Raw genomic sequence first — 19,337 nt, 5'->3', positions numbered from 1 at the left:
GGAAAAGTAACTCACAATTACGTAATTAGTTGAAGTGTTAAGAGTATTGTCTCTTAAATATATATGAATAACTGGAGGTGCAGACCCGTGAGAGTAAAGATAACTTTAGCATGCACAGAGTGTAAACAAAGAAATTATAACTCAATGAAGAATAAAAAGAACAACCCAGACAGAATGGAAATGCAGAAGTATTGTAAATTTTGTAAGAAGCACACTCTTCATAGAGAAACAAAATAATTGGCGATTGAGTAGAGACACAGACTTACTAAATTTAAGGATGTGAGAGAAATGGCTGTAAACAGTAGTGCAAAAATTGAGAGTAACGCTAAAAAAGGCGGAATATTGAAATTTTTTAGAGAAATGAAGGCAGAAGTGAAAAGAATAACTTGGCCTACTAACAAAGAAACCAAAAAAGCATTTATTGCTGTTGCTGTAGTCTCCATAATTTATATAATTATGGTTGGCGGATTCGATTATATTTTTCAAAACCTCTTTGAAGTGATTTTGAAACTTAAGTAAGGGAGGTTTAGGTGGAATTTCACCAGACAAATATGAGTGAAAGAGCAAGATGGTATGTAGTACATACATATTCAGGATATGAAAACAAAGTTAAGGCTAGTATTGAGAAGATTGTAGAAAATAGAAATCTTCAAGATTTATTGTTAGATCTTCAAGTTCCTATGGAAGAAGTAATTGAAGAAAAAGATGGTAAACAAAAAGTCACTTTAAAGAAAAAATTTCCAGGATATGTGTTGGTTAAAATGTTTATGTCAGACGAATCTTGGTATGTTGTAAGAAATACTAGAGGAGTGACAGGGTTTGTTGGGCCTGGATCTAAGCCGGTTCCTCTTACCGATGAAGAGATTGAATCTATGGGGGTTGTAGAACTTCCTGAAGATGTAGACTTAGAGGTAGGGGAAAGCGTTAGAGTGATTTCGGGACCTTTAAGGGAGTTTGTTGCAATAGTGCAAGAGATTAACCTTGAAAAACGTAAAATTAAGGCGTCAGTGGATATGTTCGGTAGAGAAACTCTAGCTGAACTAGACTTTAATCAAGTTGATAAATTAGTTTAATAATTATATTATATAACTGGTTTTTAATTAAGTGGGAGGACTTTAAAGTCCGTAATCACCACAGTATAGGAGGAATAACAATGGCTAAGAAAGTAACTGGAATGATCAAACTTCAACTTGCTGCGGGTAAAGCAACACCAGCACCACCAGTTGGACCAGCATTGGGTCAACATGGGGTGAACATAATGGGATTCTGTAAGGAGTTTAATGCTAAGACTGCAAATCAAGCGGGATTAATAATACCGGTAGTAATTACAGTATACCAAGATAGATCTTTTAGTTTCATATTAAAGACTCCTCCAGCTGCAGTTCTAATCAAGAAGGAATTAGGATTAGAAAGTGGTTCAGGAGTGCCTAACAGAACTAAAGTTGGTAAGTTAACTAAGGATCAAGTTAAGAAGATCGCAGAATTAAAAATGCCAGACTTAAATGCTGCAACAATTGAAACTGCTATGAGCATGATCGAAGGAACAGCAAGAAGTATGGGCGTAACTATTGAAGAGTAATTCATAAAATCGTGGGAGGTCAAGACCGTTATTACCACAAAGGAGGCTTATTAATGGGAAAGAAATATGTTGAAAGTGCAAAGTTAATAGATAAGAATACTTTATACAATCCAGCAGAAGCTTTAGAATTAAGTGTAAAGACTGCAAAAGCTAATTTTGATGAAACTATCGAACTACATGTAAGACTTGGGGTAGATCCAAGGCATGCAGATCAACAAGTTAGAGGAGCTGTTGTTTTACCAAATGGAACAGGTAAGACTGTAAGAGTATTAGTATTCGCTAAAGGTGATAAAGCTAAAGAAGCGGAAGCTGCAGGAGCAGATTATGTTGGAGCTGAAGATTTGGTTCAAAAGATTCAGTCAGAAAACTGGTTTGACTTTGATGTAGTTGTTGCAACTCCAGATATGATGGGTGTTGTTGGTAGAATCGGTAGAGTTTTAGGACCTAAAGGTTTAATGCCAAATCCAAAGTCAGGTACAGTAACGTTTGATGTTGCTAAAGCTATAGCAGAAATTAAAGCTGGTAAAGTTGAATATAGAGTGGATAAAACTTCTATAGTTCACTGCCCAATTGGTAAAAAATCATTTGGTTCAGAAAAGCTAAAAGAAAACTTTCATGCATTAATGGAAGCTTTAATAAAAGCAAAACCAGCTGCTGCTAAAGGACAATATGTTAAATCGGTAACTGTTTCAAGCACAATGGGGCCTGGAGCAAAAATTAATCCAACAAAAGTTTTAGATTAATATTGACTTGTGTAAAGTAAAGTGATATAATTTAATTCGTTGTTAAAAAGAATAATAATTCCGTAGACAGTAGGTGCATAAAAGCGTAACGTATAACAACCTACCGAGGTAGCGTATAATGATTATTATAGGTCTTCCTTTGTCTACGGGAAGACCTTTATTAATATATAAAGCAGTTAAAAACTGTGAGGAGGTGGACACACAGTAATGAACAAGAACAGACAAATTAAAGAAGCAAAAGTTGCTGAAATTAAGGGAAAGTTAGAAAAGGCTCAAGCTGTTATTCTTGCGGACTATCAAGGACTTACTGTTGAAGAAGATACTCAATTAAGAAAGTCTTTAAGAGAAAATGGTGTAGAATATAAGGTGTATAAAAACACTTTGGTTACATTAGCAGCAAATGAATTGGGAATTAATGGTTTGGAAACATATTTAGAAGGGCCAGTGGCTATAGCTTTTGGATATGAAGATGCTACAGCTGCAGCAAGACTTCTTAATGATTTTGCAAAAGATCACAAGAAACTTGAATTGAAAGCTGGTATTGTTGAAGGTGAAGTCTATGATACAGATAAGGTTGTACAACTTGCTTCAATACCATCAAAAGAAGTTCTTATTGCGAAACTTCTTGGAAGTATCAAGGCTCCATTATCAAACCTTGCATACTTATTAAGTGCAATAAAAGATCAAAAAGAAGCTGAATAAGCTAAAAAATAAAATGATTGTTAAGTAAATTTGGAGGTGCAATTAAAATGACAAGAGAAGATATCATTCAAGCTATAAAAGAAATGAGCGTTTTAGAATTAAATGAATTAGTAAAAGCTTGCGAAGAGGAATTTGGAGTAAGTGCTGCTGCTCCTGTAGCAGTTGCAGGTGGTGCAGTTGCAGGTGGTGCAGCTGAGGAAAAGACAGAATTTGATGTAGTATTAACTAGTGCTGGTGCTAGCAAAATTAAGGTTATTAAAGTTGTTAGAGAATTAACTGGTTTAGGATTAAAGGAAGCTAAGGAAATAGTTGATGGAGCTCCTAAGACATTAAAAGAAGCTGTTGCTAAGGAAGAAGCTGAAGATATTAAAGCTAAATTAGCAGAAGTTGGAGCAGAAGTAGAAGTTAAGTAATATTTTTACTTATAACATAAAAAGGTGCTAATATAGCACCTTTTTTATTGCCTATTTAGAAGTCTATGGGAAAATTAAAAAACGGATTTTTTTTCTTAAAAATATTGACAATGTTTTTATGTTGTGTTACCATATTTCAATGTACTGTTCAATATGGATAAGTATATAAAAATGGAAAAAGAAGTATAACTAATGAAATAGTTGGTTATACTAAAATGATGATGCTCTCCGAAAGCACAAGTCCTTAGGGATAGTGTGTTTTTGGTTATTTTAGTTTATACAAGGGGTGAAAAATCATGGTACATCCTGTCCAAGTTGGAAAAAGAACAAGAATGAGTTTTGCTAAAGTTAAAGATGTAACTGAAATGCCAAACTTAATTGAAGTGCAATTGGATTCTTATGAATGGTTTTTAAGGGAAGGACTTCATGAAGTTTTTGATGATGTAAATCCTATAAGCAATTTCACAGGAAATCTAATGCTAGAATTTATTGACTATAAGCTTGATATGGAAAATATTAAGTATTCAGTTGAAGAGTGTAAAGAGCGTGATGCTACTTATGCTGCACCATTAAAGGTTTCTGTAAGATTACAGAATGAAGAAACGGGAGAAATAAAGGAACAAGAAGTATTTATGGGAGATTTCCCATTGATGACTGAACAAGGAACTTTTGTTATTAATGGAGCTGAAAGAGTTATAGTAAGCCAATTAGTAAGATCTCCAGGAGTATATTATAGTAGTAGTAGAGATAAAAGTGGTAAAAAGTTGTTTTCAGCAACAGTAATACCAAATAGAGGAGCCTGGTTGGAGTATGAAACAGATTCTAACGATATTATATATGTTAGAATTGATAAGACAAGAAAGCTTCCGATAACTATACTTGCAAGAGCTATGGGATTTGGAAATGATCAAGAGTTGCTTGACTACTTTGGTGAAGATGAGAGATTTAAAGCTACAATAGAAAAGGATAATACAAAGACTAAAGAAGAAGCACTATTAGAAATATATAAAAGATTAAGACCAGGGGAACCACCAACGGTTGATAGCGCTATATCTTTGATTGATTCATTATTCTTTGATGCAAAAAGATATGATTTATCAAGAGTAGGAAGATACAAATTTAATAAGAAACTTGCTTTAAACTTAAGAATAGCAAATCAAATTGCAGCAAGTGATATAATAAACCCTTCTACTGGGGAAATCTTGGTAGAAAAAGGTGGAAAAATTAGTAGGTTAGTAGCGGAAAAAATTCAAAATGCTGGTATTAATACAGTTGATATTTTAGTTGAAGATAAAGTTCTAAAAGTAATAGGAAATCATTTTGTAGATATACATAAGTATATTAACTTTGATATTTCTGATTTACACATAAAAGAACTAGTTCATTATCCTACATTAAAAGAAATACTTGATAACTTTACTGATGAAGATACAATCAAGGAAGAGATAAAGAAGAATATAACAAGGTTGATACCTAAACATATAATCAAAGAAGATATATTTGCAACTATATCATATGAAATAGGTCTTGTGTATGATATTGGGTATGTTGATGATATTGACCATTTAGGAAATAGAAGATTAAGGTCAGTTGGAGAGTTACTTCAAAATCAATTCAGAATAGGTTTATCTAGAATGGAAAGAGTAGTTAAAGAAAGAATGACTATTCAAGATCAAGAATCAATCACTCCACAGATGTTAATAAATATAAGACCAGTAGCAGCTGCTATTAAAGAATTTTTTGGGAGCTCACAATTATCACAATTCATGGATCAGACTAATCCGCTTTCAGAGTTAACACACAAGAGAAGATTATCTGCTCTAGGGCCAGGAGGATTATCTAGAGAAAGAGCTGGTTTTGAAGTTAGAGATGTTCACCATTCACATTATGGTAGAATGTGTCCGATAGAGACACCAGAAGGACCAAATATAGGACTAATTAATTCGTTGGCAACTTATGCAAAGGTTAATGAATATGGTTTTATGGAAACTCCATATAGAGTTGTTGATAAGGAAAATATGAGAGTTACTTCGAAAATAAGATATTTTACAGCTGATGAAGAAGATCAATTTTTAGTGGCTCAAGCAAAGGAACCAATAGATGAAAATGGTCACTTTGTAGATAGTAAGATTACTGTTAGGAATAAGGAAGAATTTTTTGTTGTTCCGGCACAAGATGTTGATCTAATGGATGTATCTCCAAGACAAATTGTATCTGTAGCAACAGCAATGATACCATTCTTAGAAAATGATGATGCGTCAAGAGCTCTTATGGGATCTAACATGCAGCGTCAAGCGGTGCCGTTGTTAAAGCCTCAAGCGCCAATTGTTGGTACTGGAATTGAATTTAAAGCTGCTGTTGATTCAGGAGTTCTTCCGAAAGCTAAAAATGCTGGGGTAGTTTGTTATGTTTCAGGTAATGAAGTAAGAGTCAAGAGGGATTCAGATGGAGGAGTAGATACGTATAGACTTCGTAAGTTTAAGAGAAGTAACTCAGGTACATCTATAAATCAAAGACCAATAGTAAGTAGTGGGGAAATAGTATTTAAGAATCAAGTGCTAGCAGATGGACCTTCAACTGACTTAGGTGAAATCGCATTAGGTAAAAATATAAGAATGGGATTCATTACTTGGGAAGGTTATAACTATGAGGATGCTATGCTTATATCAGAAGAGCTGGTAAGAGAAGATGTATTTACATCAATTCATATTGAAGAATATGAATCAGAGGCTAGAGATACAAAACTTGGACCAGAAGAAATTACAAGAGATATACCAAATGTTAGTGAAGATGCACTAAAAGATATTGATGATAGAGGAATAATTAGAATAGGTGCTGAAGTTAGGTCTGGAGATATACTAGTTGGTAAGGTAACTCCAAAGGGGGAAACAGAACTAACAGCTGAAGAAAGACTCTTAAGAGCGATTTTTGGTGAAAAAGCAAGAGAAGTAAGAGATACTTCACTAAGAGTTCCACATGGAGAAGCTGGGATAATAGTAGATATTAAAGTATTTACTAGAGAAAATGGAGATGACTTAAATCCAGGAGTAAATGAGCTTGTAAGATGTTATATTGCTCAAAAGAGAAAGATATCAGTTGGAGATAAGATGGCTGGGCGTCATGGTAATAAGGGTGTTATTTCAAGAGTTCTTCCTGAAGAAGATATGCCTTTCTTACCGGATGGTAGACCACTACAAATATGTTTAAATCCACTAGGGGTTCCTTCTCGTATGAATATTGGGCAGGTTCTTGAAGTTCACTTAGGATGGGCTGCAAGTCAATTAGGATGGCATATTGCAACTCCAGTATTTGATGGAGCAACTGAAAAAGATATAGAAGAATGTCTTGAAAAGGCAGGTTATAATGCTCACGGAAAAACAGTTTTATACGATGGTAGAACTGGAGATGCATTTGATAATGAAGTAACTGTTGGTATAATGTATATTTTAAAGCTAGCTCACTTGGTTGATGATAAGATTCATGCCAGATCAACAGGACCTTATTCATTGGTTACACAACAACCACTAGGAGGTAAAGCTCAGTTTGGTGGTCAAAGATTTGGGGAAATGGAAGTTTGGGCATTGGAAGCATATGGTGCAGCTCATACACTCCAAGAAATATTAACAGTTAAATCAGATGATGTTGTTGGTAGAGTTAAAACTTATGAAGCAATAGTTAAAGGTGAAAATATTCCTGAACCAGGAGTACCAGAATCATTTAAAGTTCTTATTAAAGAGCTTCAAGCATTATGCTTAGATGTAAGGGTTTTAAATGAAAATCACCAGGAAGTTCAGTTAAAGGAATTTTCAGAAGATGATTCTGAAGAATTAGAAGTTAATATAGAGGGTACAGAAGAACTTGCGAATGAACAAATTGTGGATGCTGATGATAGTTACACAATAGAGGATGAAGTTGATCCAGATTCAGAAGATGATTTGGAAAGTTTTGAATTAGATGGATTACAAGAAGATTTGGTACTTGATGATTTTAATGACGAACACTAATTTTGAAGGGAGGATATACCCTTGTTTGAATTAAATAATTTTGATGCAATGCAAATTGGGTTGGCTTCTCCAGGGCAAGTTAGACAATGGTCTAGAGGAGAAGTAAAGAAGCCGGAAACAATTAACTACAGAACCTTAAAACCTGAAAGAGATGGTTTGTTCTGTGAAAGAATATTTGGACCTATGAAAGACTGGGAATGTCACTGTGGTAAGTACAAAAGAGTAAGATATAAGGGTATCGTCTGCGACAGATGTGGCGTAGAAGTTACTAAAGCTAAAGTAAGAAGAGAGAGAATGGGGCATATAGAACTTGCAGCTCCTGTGTCTCACATATGGTATTTCAAAGGAATTCCATCAAGAATGGGATTGATTCTTGATATGTCACCAAGAGCGTTAGAGAAAATTTTATACTTTGCTTCATATGTGGTAATTGATCCAAAAGAAACACCACTTTTAAAGAAACAACTTCTTAATGAAAAAGAATTTAGAGAAGCTGCTGATAAATATGGAGAAGAGAGTTTTGTAGCTGGAATGGGTGCAGAAGCTGTAAAACAACTTTTAGGAGAAATTGATTTAGAAGCACAATCAATAGAACTTAAAGAAGATTTAAAGCAAAGCACTGGGCAAAAGAAAATTAGAATAATAAGAAGACTTGAGGTTATTGAATCGTTTAAGAAATCAGGAAATAATCCGGAGTGGATGATTATTGATGTTATTCCAGTTATTCCACCAGATTTAAGACCAATGGTTCAATTAGATGGTGGTAGATTTGCCACATCAGATCTTAATGATCTATATAGAAGAGTTATAAATAGAAATAATAGATTAAAGAAGCTATTAGATTTAGGTGCACCAGATATTATTGTTAGAAATGAAAAAAGAATGCTTCAAGAAGCAGTTGATGCACTTATAGATAATGGTAGAAGAGGAAGGGCTGTAACAGGACCTGGAAACAGAGCTCTGAAGTCTCTATCTGATATGCTTAAAGGTAAGCAAGGTAGATTTAGACAAAATTTACTTGGAAAAAGAGTTGACTATTCAGGAAGATCAGTTATAGTTGTTGGACCTGAACTTAAAATGTATCAATGTGGGCTCCCAAAAGAAATGGCTATTGAGTTATTTAAACCTTTTGTAATGAAGAAGTTAGTTGAGGATGGGGTAGCTCATAACATTAAGAGTGCCAAGAGAATGGTTGAAAGATTGATGCCAGCAGTATGGGATGTTCTTGAAGAAGTAATAGCAGACCATCCAGTGTTACTTAACCGTGCTCCTACTCTTCATAGATTGGGAATTCAGGCGTTCCAACCAGTATTGGTTGAAGGTAGAGCTATAAAGTTACATCCATTAGTGTGTACTGCATATAATGCTGACTTTGATGGAGATCAAATGGCTGTACATTTGCCATTATCAGTAGAAGCGCAAGCAGAAGCAAGATTTTTAATGCTTGCAGCAGGAAATATATTGAAGCCATCTGATGGTAAACCAGTTTGTGTACCTACTCAAGATATGGTATTGGGGTCTTACTATTTAACAATGGATAAAGAGAATGGAGAAGGTGCAGGAAAGCATTTTTATTGTAAAGAAGAAGCAATAATGGCTTATGAACTTAAAAAGATTGATATTCATTCAGAAATATTCGTTAGAGTGTCTAAGATTGTAGATGGTGTTAAAAAGTCAGGAATAATTAAGACAACTGTTGGTAAAATAATATTTAATGAATCAATACCTCAAGATTTAGGATTTGTTGATAGAAGTAATTCTAATGATGAGTTTAATTTAGAAGTTGATTTCCTAGTTACTAAGAAAACATTAGGTAAAATTATAGATAAATGTTATCTAAAGCATGGACCAACTAATACATCAATAATGCTTGATAAAATTAAAGCGTTAGGTTATCATTATTCATCAGTTGGAGCTGTTACTGTTGCTGCATCAGATATGATAGTTCCTCAAGCTAAGTATGACTTGCTAAAAGAAGCAGATGAAACAGTTGATAAGATTGAAAAGATGTATAAAAGAGGATTTATATCAGATGATGAAAGATATGAAAGAGTTATTGAAAAATGGACTAAAACAACAGAAGATGTTGCAGATGCATTGATGGAAAGTTTGGATAAGTTCAATCCTATATACATGATGGCAGATTCAGGAGCCAGGGGTTCTAAGTCTCAAATTAAGCAATTAGCAGGTATGAGAGGACTTATGGCCAGTCCGTCAGGGAAGATTATTGAGTTGCCTATTAGAGCATCATTTAGAGAAGGGTTAGATGTATCAGAATACTTCTTATCTACTCATGGTGCGAGAAAAGGTAATGCTGATACAGCCTTGAAAACAGCAGATTCAGGATATTTAACAAGAAGACTTGTAGATGTTTCTCAAGATGTTATTGTTAGAGAAGAAGATTGTGGTACTAAAGAAGGAATGTATGTATCAGAAATTAAAGAAGGTAATGAGGTAATTGAAGGTCTTGAAGAAAGATTAACTGGTAGATATTTAGCAGAAGATGTTAAGGATGATAAAACAGGACAATTAATTGCAGAAAATGATAGTTATGTTGATGCGGATATGGCAAAAGTTATTGCATCTACTGGAATTAAGAGAGTTAAAATTAGATCAGTGTTTACATGTAGCTGTAAAACAGGCGTATGTGCAAAGTGTTATGGAATGAATATGGCTACAGCAAAGCAAATTAATATAGGTGAAGCTGTTGGAATAATTGCAGCACAATCTATTGGTGAACCAGGAACACAACTTACAATGAGAACATTCCATACTGGAGGGGTTGCTGGGGCTGATATAACTCAAGGTCTTCCAAGAGTTGAAGAACTTTTTGAGGCAAGAAAACCAAAGGGGCTTGCAATTGTAAGTGAAATTAATGGAACAGTAAGAGTTGAAGAAACTAAGAAGAAGAGAACTGTACACATAATGGATGCTGATGGTGAAGAAAAAAGTTATGATATACCATTTGGTTCAAGACTTAAGGTTAGTAATGATGATGTAATTGAAGCTGGAGATGAAATTACAGAAGGTTCTGTTAATCCACATGATATAGCAAGTATTAAAGGGATTGATGGAGCAAGAAGATATCTTCTTTCAGAAGTTCAAAAAGTTTATAGACTTCAAGGTGTTGATATTAATGATAAACATCTAGAAGTTGTTGTTAGACAAATGACTAGAAAAATTAAAGTTTCCGATTCTGGTGATACAGAACTTTTACCAGGAACTATGATAGATATATTTGACTTTGAAGAAGCTAATTCAAAAGTTAGAGAATTCGGAGGAGAACAAGCAATTGGAGAACAAGCGTTATTAGGAATAACTAAAGCGGCGTTAGCAACAGATAGTTTCTTATCAGCAGCTTCATTCCAAGAAACAACAAGAGTTCTTACAGAAGCTGCAATTAAAGGGAAGATAGATCCATTAGTAGGATTGAAAGAAAATGTTATTATTGGTAAGTTGATTCCAGCAGGTACAGGTATGATGAGATATAGATCTGCGAAACTTGATGTTAAAGGTAATAACGAAGAAGAAGAGTATATAAATACGATAGAATAGTATAATGCAATTTTATTGACATGTGTATGCTTAAATGATAAAATACCAATTGTGTGATTTTTAAAGCTACACTACAGTATGATTGTCTACATGACTCGATGAAGACAAAGTCTATTTCTTTGTCTTCATGGGTTTGATATAAGGAGGGATCCCATGTTAGACAGACTTGTAGGGAAAAAGGTAATAGGTATAAAACAGTGTTCAAAGTTCATAAATAGTGGAGAAGGACATATTTTATATATAGCAAAAGATGTAGATGAAAATTTAATCGCACCCTTAATAGTTTTGGCTACAAATAAAAATATCAAAGTTGAGTATGTTGATACTATGAAGGAATTGGGCAAATTATGTGGAATTGAAGTTAAATCTTCAGCCGCATTAATGCTATAAAATAGTTTTATCTTTTTATATTTAAAATAGATAAATAAAAATTCAGGAGGTGAAGAAATGCCAACTATAAGCCAATTAGTAAGAAAAGGAAGAAAAGTAGTTACAACTACTTCAACTGCGCCAGCACTTAAAGAGTGCCCTCAAAAGAGAGGTGTTTGTACTGTAGTTAAGACTACTACTCCAAAGAAGCCTAACTCAGCGTTAAGAAAAATTGCTAGGGTAAGACTAACAAATGGATATGAAGTTACTGCATACATTGGTGGTGTAGGACATAACTTACAAGAACATAGTGTTGTTCTTATAAGGGGTGGTAGAGTTAAGGACCTTCCTGGTGTTAGATACCATATCGTAAGAGGTGCATTAGACTGCGCTGGAGTAGCTAACAGAATGCAAGGAAGATCAAAGTATGGAGCTAAGAGACCAAAGGCAAAATAGTCTCTTAACCAAAGTTAGTGCTTATCTTCAGCGTTTACATAGATTTTAAGTTGAGTTTATATAGATGAAGAAGTTAGCACTTTGCGGTATGAAAGTAATACCGAGTACCGATGAACTTAAATTATCATGTTAAGGAGGGAAGAAAAGTGCCAAGAAAAGGACATATAGCAAAAAGAGATGTATTACCAGATCCAATGTACAACTCAAAGGTTGTTACAAAGCTTATAAACAGCATAATGGAAGATGGTAAAAGAGGAGTAGCACAAAAAATATGCTACGCAGCTTTTGAAACAATGGCTGAGAAAACTGGTAAGGATGCATTAGAAGTGTTTGAAGAAGCAATGAATAATGTAATGCCTTTACTAGAAGTTAAGGCTAGAAGAATAGGTGGAGCTACATATCAAGTTCCAATAGAAGTTAGAGCTGAAAGAAGACAGACTTTAGGTATCAGATGGATGTTAGCAGCAGCTAGAAAAAGAGGCGAAAAGCTTATGAGTGAAAGATTAGCTGGAGAATTATTAGATGCATCTAATAATACAGGAGCAGCTGTTAAGAAGAGAGAAGATACTCATAAGATGGCTGAAGCAAATAAGGCTTTTGCTCATTACAGATACTAATAAAAAACTGTTTTGGTTCTTTTACCAAAACAGTTTTCTCGAATTTAATAATAACTCATTGAGAGGAGGACTAGTAAATGGCTAGAAAATATCCGTTAGACAAATTTCGAAATTTTGGTATAATGGCACATATTGATGCTGGAAAAACTACTACTACTGAACGTATTTTATTTTATACAGGAAGAAGTCATAAAATAGGAGAAGTTCATGAAGGTGCTGCTACAATGGACTGGATGGTTCAAGAACAAGAAAGAGGTATAACAATTACTTCTGCGGCAACTACTTGTTTCTGGGAAGGACATGAATTAAATATTATTGATACTCCAGGACACGTAGACTTTACAGTTGAGGTTGAAAGATCTCTAAGAGTACTTGATGGAGCTGTTACAGTTTTAGATGCAAAAAGTGGAGTTGAACCACAAACTGAAACTGTATGGAGACAGGCAGATAAGTATGGAGTACCAAGAATGATCTATGTTAATAAGATGGATGCAACTGGTGCTGATTTCTTTAGATGTGTAAACACTGTAAGAGATAGATTAAAAGCTAATGCGGTTCCAATACAAATTCCAGTAGGAGCTGAAGATAAATTTAAGGGAATGGTAGACCTTATAGATAATAAGGCAATACTATTCTATGATGATTTAGGTCAAGATGTAAGACGTGAAGAAATTCCAGCTGATTTAAAAGATCAAGCAGAAGAGTATAGAAACTCTATGATTGAAGCAATAGCTGAAACAGATGAAGAATTAATGATGAAGTATCTTGAAGGTGAAGAAATTACTGCTGATGAATTACATGCGGCATTAAGAAAAGCTACTATAGCTAATGAAATTTATCCTTGTATTTGTGGTTCTTCATACAAAAATAAGGGAGTTCAAGAAATGATTAATGGGGTTGTAGCATATTTGCCATCACCATTAGATATTCCAGCAGTTCAAGGAACTACTTTAGATGGAGAACAAGATTCGAGAGAAGCATCAGATGAATCTGGAATGTCAGCTCTAGCATTTAAGATTGCTACTGATCCTTTCGTAGGAAAACTTGCATTCACAAGAGTGTACTCAGGTGTTATGGAAAGTGGTTCTTATGTTCTTAACTCAACAAAGGGTAAGAAAGAAAGAATTGGAAGACTTGTTAAAATGCATGCTAATCATAGAGAAGAAGTTGATTCTTTAGAAGCAGGAGAATTAGGTGCTGTTATAGGATTAAAAAATACTACAACTGGAGATACTTTATGTACTGAAGATAATCCAATTATTCTTGAATCTATGGATTTCCCAGATACAGTTATCAATGTAGCTATCGAGCCAAAAACTAAAGCAGGTCAAGAAAAGATGGGATTGGCATTAGCTAAACTTGCTGAAGAAGATCCAACTTTTAAGACTTGGACTGATCAAGAAACTGGTCAAACAATAATTGCTGGTATGGGAGAACTTCATTTAGAAATTATTGTTGATAGATTACAAAGAGAATTTAAAGTTGAATGTAATGTTGGAGCGCCACAAGTTGCTTATAAGGAAACAATTAGAGCAGCTGTTAAAGCGGAGGCTAAGTATGCTAAGCAATCAGGTGGTAAGGGTCAATATGGTCACGCTGTTATTGAAATGGAACCAACTGAAGGAGAATATTCATTTCAAAATGCTGTTGTTGGAGGAGCTATTCCTAAGGAATATATCCCAGCAATAGATGCAGGTATACAAGAAGCTGCTTTGAGTGGTATTATAGCTGGATACAATGTTATTAACTTTAAAGTTAAGTTAGTACATGGGTCATACCATGAAGTTGACTCATCTGAAATGGCGTTTAAGATTGCAGGATCTATGGCATTTAAGAATGCAATGGCTAAAGCAGATCCAGTATTACTTGAACCAATGATGAAGGTTGAGGTTACTGTGCCAGAAGAATATATGGGTGATGTTATAGGTGATATCAACTCAAGAAGAGGTAGAATGGAAGGTATGGAAGCTGTTAATGGTGCACAAATCATTAGAGCGTTTGTTCCACTATCAGAAATGTTTGGATATGCAACAACTTTAAGATCAAGATCTCAAGGTAGAGGTAACTATTCAATGGTATTTGATCACTATGAAGAAGTGCCAAAGAGCGTACAAGAAAAGATAGTTGGAGAAAAAAAGAAATAATCTAAATTACAACTATCTCTTAATAGGATTAAGAATCTAATGATATTAGATAATTAATTTATATAATTGAAAAATTAAAGTTAAGGAATTAAGCTAGATATTGGAATCTTTTTAAGTTATAATATTTTCAAAAAGATTTTATATCAATTGCTATTATGAAGGAGGAATTTTACAATGGCAAAGGAAAAATTCGAAAGAAGTAAACCACACGTAAATATTGGAACAATTGGTCACGTAGACCACGGTAAGACAACATTAACAGCAGCTATTACAACAGTATTAGCAAAGAAAGGGTATGCTGAAGCATTTGATTATGCATCAATAGATAAAGCGCCAGAAGAGAAAGAAAGAGGAATTACAATCAACACAGCACATGTTGAATATCAAACAGATAACAGACACTATGCGCACGTTGACTGTCCAGGACATGCTGACTATGTTAAGAACATGATTACAGGAGCAGCACAAATGGATGGAGCAATCCTAGTATGTTCAGCAGCAGATGGACCAATGCCTCAAACAAGAGAACATATACTACTAGCATCAAGAGTTGGTGTTGACTATATCGTAGTATTCTTAAACAAAGCAGATATGGTAGATGATCCAGAATTATTAGAATTAGTAGAAATGGAAGTTAGAGAATTGTTAAGCGAATACAACTTCCCAGGAGATGATATTCCAGTAGTAACAGGATCAGCATTAAAAGCATTAGAAAATCCAACAGATGAAGAAGCAACAAAATGTATAATGGAACTAATGGATGCAGTAGATAGCTATATCCCAACTCCAGAAAGAGCAACAGATAAGCCTTTCTTAATGCCAATCGAAGATGTATTCACTATCACAGGTAGAGGAACAGTTGCGACTGGAAGAGTAGAAAGAGGAATTCTTCACGTAGGAGACGAAGTAGAAATCGTAGGATTAAGTGAAGAAAAGAAGAAGGTAGTAGTAACAGGAATAGAAATGTTCAGAAAGTTACTAGATGATGCTCAAGCAGGAGATAACATAGGAGCATTATTAAGAGGTGTACAAAGAACTGATATTGAAAGAGGTCAAGTAATCTCTAAGCCAGGATCAGTACACCCACACAGCAAGTTCGTAGGTCAAGTATACGTACTTAAAAAAGAAGAAGGTGGAAGACATACACCATTCTTTGATGGATATAGACCACAATTCTATTTCAGAACAACAGACGTAACAGGATCAATTAAGCTACCAGAAGGAATGGAAATGGTAATGCCAGGGGATCACATAGATATGAATGTTGAATTAATAACTCAAGTAGCAATGGATGAAGGATTAAGATTTGCTATAAGAGAAGGTGGAAGAACAGTAGGATCAGGTGTTGTTACTAGCATAGTAGAATAATTTACTTGATTGAATAAATGTGGAGAAAGGAGTAAGACGTCACTCTTTTCTTTGTGTGAAAATAAGAGTAGAGATATCTTTACTCTTATTTTTTTGCAATAAAATGTATTAAAAAATATGTTTGGTAAATAATATAAGTGGTATTAAACATTTTGGAAATTCAACTAATATAAATATGTGAGTTAATTCAAGTGGGTGAAAATATTATATAATGTGCAAAAAAATAATATTATTATGAAAAAAACTTGAAAACAATAATTAAAAATAGTATAATAAAGAAGTTGCAGAGCAAACAGCGATGAATCAAGAGGTTGCCGGACTTCCGGGTAATTCTTGATGAGTATGTCTGGATCTAGAATCCGACGACAGGGATCTATAATTTTGTCTAAGTGATATGAAACACCAGGAACAGTTTATAGAATGACCGCTGTTGTGCGCTCGAAGTAAAGCGTACATGAAAAGGAGGGAAACCAATATGGCAAAACAAAAAATTAGAATCAGATTAAAAGCATTTGATCATACAATATTAGATCAATCAGCTGAAAAAATCGTAGAAACTGCTAAGTCAACAGGAGCTAAGGTTGCAGGTCCAGTACCACTACCTACAGAAAAGGATGTTGTTACAATATTAAGAGCAGTTCATAAGTATAAGGACTCTAGAGAGCAGTTCGAAATAAGGACTCACAAGAGACTAATTGATATCGTTAATCCATCACCAAAAACTGTTGATGCATTAATGAGATTAAATCTACCAGCTGGAGTAGATATTGAAATTAAGCTTTAGTAGCAAATAGTTTTATAATAGACAATGAACTATTATGATTGCATAGCAATCCGCTAATTAGTTTAGGAGGTGCAAGTATAATGAAAAAAGCTATTATTGGTAAGAAAATAGGGATGACTCAAGTGTTCGATGAGAATGGAAAAGTAGTTCCTGTTACAGTAGTAGAAGCTGGTCCATGTGTTGTTATTCAAAAGAAAACAATAGAAAAAGACGGCTATGAAGCAATAAAAGTAGGTTTTGGTGAGGTAAGAGAAAAATTACTTAACAAGCCAGCTAAAGGACAATTTGTAAAAGCAGGAGTTTCATTAAGAAGAACTCTTAAAGAATTCAGATTAGAAAACTCAAGTGAATATGAAGTAGGGCAAGAAATCACTGCTGATGTATTTGCTGCAGGAGAAAAAGTTGATGTATCAGGAGTTTCTAAAGGTAAGGGATTCCAAGGTGTTATAAAGAGATGGAATGCGCAAAGAGGACCTATGTCACATGGTTCTAAGTTCCACAGAGCTCCAGGTTCTATGGGAGCATCATCAGATCCATCAAAGACATTTAAGAATAAGAAAATGCCAGGACATATGGGTGCAGTTAATACAACTGTAATGAATTTAGAAGTGGTTAAGATTATAGCTGAAAAGAACTTAATACTAATTAAGGGTGGAATCCCAGGACCTAATAAAGGTACAGTAGTAATAAGAAACGCAGTTAAGGCTTAATTTCTGTAAGAAAGGAGGAAGCAGGATGCCTACAGTAGGATTATTTAATAAAGAAGGAAAGCAAGTTGGCGATTTTGAATTAAATGAAGAAATTTTTGCGGTTGAAGTAAATGAAAACGCAATTCATCAAGTAGTTGTTGCATTACTTGCAAACAAGAGACAAGGAACTCAATCAGCTAAAACTAGAGCTGAAGTAAGAGGAGGCGGAATCAAGCCTTGGAGACAAAAAGGAACTGGTAGAGCAAGACAAGGTTCAATCAGAGCACCTCAATGGATTAAAGGTGGTATTGTATTCGCACCAAAACCTAGGGACTACAGAGTATCAGTGCCTAAGAGCATGAGAAGAGTAGCACTTAAATCTGCTTTAACTAGTAAGGTTCAAGCAGGTGAAATGATTGTTATGGAAGATTTAGCTTTTGGAGCTATTAAGACTAAACAAGTTGCTGAAATGATTAAAACATTAGGTTTTAAGAAAACATTAATAGTAACTGCAGAATCTGATGAAGTAGCTTACAAATCAGCTAGAAATGTAGCAGGAGTTGCTGTAATCCCTGCAAACAACATCAATGTTTATGATCTACTAAAGTTTGAAAAAGTAATCATGACAAAGGATGCTGTATCAAAGATTGAGGAGGTGTACGCATAATGAAAATGACAAGCCATGATATAATCAGAAAACCTGTTATAACTGAAAAGACTATGACAGCTATGGCAGAAAATAAGTACACTTTCATAGTTCATATCAATTCAAACAAATCTCAAATAAAGAGAGCAGTTGAAGAAGTGTTTGGAGTTAAAGTATCTAACGTTCAAACTATAAGAACTATGGGAAAAACTAAGAGAATGGGCGTACATGTAGGGAAGAGAGCTGACTACAAGAAAGCTATCATAACTCTTGCAGAAGGAAGCAAGGGTATTGAGTTCTTTGAAGGTTTACAACAATAGTGAAATTAAAGTGATTTATTGGTGCGAGGCACCAGATAAGCTGTAAAAAGGAGGGAAAACCAATGGCAGTTAAGAAGTTTAGACCAACTACCCCTTCAAGAAGAGAGATGACAATGGCAACTTTTGAAGAAGTTACTTCAAGTTCACCAGAAAAATCACTTCTTGTTTCATTAAAGAAAACAGGTGGTAGAAATGCACAAGGTAAAATAACTGTTAGACACCATGGTGGTGGCGCTAAGAGAAAATATAGAATTATAGATTTTAAGAGAAATAAAGATGGAGTTCCAGCAAAGGTTGCAACAATAGAGTATGATCCAAATAGATCTGCTTACATAGCATTAGTTGTATACACAGATGGAGATAAGAGATATATAATAGCTCCAGTTGGATTGAAGGTTGGAGATGTTGTAGTATCTGGAGTAGGTGCTGATATTAAACCAGGTAATGCTCTTCCATTAAAAAATATCCCTGTAGGTACAGTAGTTCATAATATAGAACTACAAGCTGGTAAGGGTGGTCAATTAGTTAGAGCTGCAGGTAACTCAGCACAATTAATGGCTAAAGAAGGTAACTATGCAACATTAAGATTACCTTCAGGAGAGATGAGATATGTAAGAATTGAATGTAGAGCTACTATCGGAACAGTATCTAACACAACTAATGATATAGTTAACTTAGGTAAGGCTGGTAGAAAGAGACATTTAGGATGGAGACCTACAGTAAGAGGTTCTGTAATGAACCCTAATGATCACCCTCATGGTGGTGGTGAAGGTAAGTCGCCAGTTGGTAGACCAAGTCCAGTAACTCCTTGGGGTAAACCTGCACTTGGATACAAAACAAGAAAGAATAAGAAGTATTCAGATAGATTCATTATTAAGAATAGAAACGCCAAGTAGCATGAGGAGAATAGTAGATTCTCTTCATATCTTGTCGGGACTGATATTAATG

The 19,337-nt window shown here is 34.6% G+C and carries 19 protein-coding genes and 1 other annotated feature; all 19 genes read left to right on the top strand.

Going from position 1 to position 19,337, the window contains the following annotated elements:
• Positions 1-87: 87 nt before the first annotated feature.
• The 19 genes from rpmG (at position 88) to rplB (ending at position 19,285) form a co-directional block, all read left to right on the top strand.
• Positions 88-237 carry a 50S ribosomal protein L33 gene (rpmG, locus tag NNC19_RS14110; RefSeq protein WP_027099171.1) on the top strand — a complete coding sequence of 50 codons (150 nt, stop codon included), beginning with the start codon at positions 88-90 and terminating at the stop codon, positions 235-237.
• A 51-nt stretch (positions 238-288) separates the two neighbouring features.
• Positions 289-519 carry a preprotein translocase subunit SecE gene (gene secE / locus NNC19_RS14105; RefSeq protein WP_310939305.1) on the top strand — a complete coding sequence of 77 codons (231 nt, stop codon included), beginning with the start codon at positions 289-291 and terminating at the stop codon, positions 517-519.
• 32 nt (positions 520-551) lie between these two features.
• Positions 552-1,073, top strand: coding sequence for a transcription termination/antitermination protein NusG (nusG, locus tag NNC19_RS14100; RefSeq protein WP_310939336.1), 522 nt, complete (start codon positions 552-554; stop codon positions 1,071-1,073).
• A gap of 80 nt (positions 1,074-1,153) precedes the next feature.
• Positions 1,154-1,579 (top strand): 50S ribosomal protein L11, encoded by a 426-nt coding sequence (rplK, locus tag NNC19_RS14095; RefSeq protein WP_143318568.1) that lies wholly within the window; start codon positions 1,154-1,156, stop codon positions 1,577-1,579.
• Between the two features lie 53 nt (positions 1,580-1,632).
• Positions 1,633-2,322, top strand: a complete 690-nt coding sequence (gene rplA / locus NNC19_RS14090; RefSeq protein ID WP_310939304.1) for a 50S ribosomal protein L1 — start codon at positions 1,633-1,635, stop codon at positions 2,320-2,322.
• Between the two features lie 42 nt (positions 2,323-2,364).
• Positions 2,365-2,493 (top strand) — a sequence feature (ribosomal protein L10 leader region).
• 36 nt (positions 2,494-2,529) lie between these two features.
• The gene (gene rplJ, locus NNC19_RS14085; protein WP_310939303.1) at positions 2,530-3,024 is read left to right on the top strand and encodes a 50S ribosomal protein L10; all 495 of its coding nucleotides are present in this window, start codon (positions 2,530-2,532) and stop codon (positions 3,022-3,024) included.
• A gap of 47 nt (positions 3,025-3,071) precedes the next feature.
• Positions 3,072-3,437: a 50S ribosomal protein L7/L12 gene (gene rplL / locus NNC19_RS14080; protein WP_310939302.1), complete on the top strand. Its 366-nt coding sequence runs from the start codon at positions 3,072-3,074 to the stop codon at positions 3,435-3,437.
• Positions 3,438-3,733: 296 nt separating this feature from the next.
• Entirely contained in the window at positions 3,734-7,441 is a 3,708-nt protein-coding gene (gene rpoB / locus NNC19_RS14075; protein WP_310939301.1) for a DNA-directed RNA polymerase subunit beta, read from the top strand.
• A gap of 21 nt (positions 7,442-7,462) precedes the next feature.
• Positions 7,463-10,996: a DNA-directed RNA polymerase subunit beta' gene (gene rpoC, locus NNC19_RS14070; protein WP_310939300.1), complete on the top strand. Its 3,534-nt coding sequence runs from the start codon at positions 7,463-7,465 to the stop codon at positions 10,994-10,996.
• A gap of 153 nt (positions 10,997-11,149) precedes the next feature.
• Complete coding sequence (locus NNC19_RS14065) at positions 11,150-11,386, top strand: ribosomal L7Ae/L30e/S12e/Gadd45 family protein (RefSeq protein ID WP_310939299.1); 237 nt, start codon at positions 11,150-11,152, stop codon at positions 11,384-11,386.
• A gap of 57 nt (positions 11,387-11,443) precedes the next feature.
• A complete protein-coding gene (gene rpsL, locus NNC19_RS14060; RefSeq protein WP_143318561.1) occupies positions 11,444-11,821 on the top strand; it encodes a 30S ribosomal protein S12 in 378 nt (125 codons plus the stop codon).
• A gap of 146 nt (positions 11,822-11,967) precedes the next feature.
• Positions 11,968-12,438, top strand: coding sequence for a 30S ribosomal protein S7 (gene rpsG / locus NNC19_RS14055; protein ID WP_143318560.1), 471 nt, complete (start codon positions 11,968-11,970; stop codon positions 12,436-12,438).
• 77 nt (positions 12,439-12,515) lie between these two features.
• A complete protein-coding gene (gene fusA, locus NNC19_RS14050; RefSeq protein ID WP_310939298.1) occupies positions 12,516-14,582 on the top strand; it encodes an elongation factor G in 2,067 nt (688 codons plus the stop codon).
• A 174-nt stretch (positions 14,583-14,756) separates the two neighbouring features.
• Positions 14,757-15,950, top strand: a complete 1,194-nt coding sequence (tuf, locus tag NNC19_RS14045; protein ID WP_310939297.1) for an elongation factor Tu — start codon at positions 14,757-14,759, stop codon at positions 15,948-15,950.
• Between the two features lie 475 nt (positions 15,951-16,425).
• A complete protein-coding gene (gene rpsJ / locus NNC19_RS14040; RefSeq protein ID WP_143316941.1) occupies positions 16,426-16,734 on the top strand; it encodes a 30S ribosomal protein S10 in 309 nt (102 codons plus the stop codon).
• A gap of 80 nt (positions 16,735-16,814) precedes the next feature.
• A complete protein-coding gene (gene rplC / locus NNC19_RS14035; protein WP_310939296.1) occupies positions 16,815-17,444 on the top strand; it encodes a 50S ribosomal protein L3 in 630 nt (209 codons plus the stop codon).
• Between the two features lie 25 nt (positions 17,445-17,469).
• Positions 17,470-18,090: a 50S ribosomal protein L4 gene (gene rplD / locus NNC19_RS14030; RefSeq protein WP_310939295.1), complete on the top strand. Its 621-nt coding sequence runs from the start codon at positions 17,470-17,472 to the stop codon at positions 18,088-18,090.
• Positions 18,090-18,389 (top strand): 50S ribosomal protein L23, encoded by a 300-nt coding sequence (rplW, locus tag NNC19_RS14025; RefSeq protein WP_310939294.1) that lies wholly within the window; start codon positions 18,090-18,092, stop codon positions 18,387-18,389. The genes rplD and rplW overlap by 1 nt, the downstream gene beginning before the upstream one ends.
• Positions 18,390-18,451: 62 nt before the next feature.
• Positions 18,452-19,285 (top strand): 50S ribosomal protein L2, encoded by an 834-nt coding sequence (gene rplB / locus NNC19_RS14020; RefSeq protein WP_310939293.1) that lies wholly within the window; start codon positions 18,452-18,454, stop codon positions 19,283-19,285.
• Positions 19,286-19,337: the final 52 nt, after the last annotated feature.

The sequence above is a fragment of the Clostridium sp. SHJSY1 genome, assembly GCF_031626875.1.
Classification (GTDB): Bacteria; Bacillota; Clostridia; order Clostridiales; family Clostridiaceae; genus Clostridium.
The sequence above is the reverse complement of the archived record's forward strand: the minus strand, read 5'-3'. Positions and strand labels throughout refer to the sequence as shown.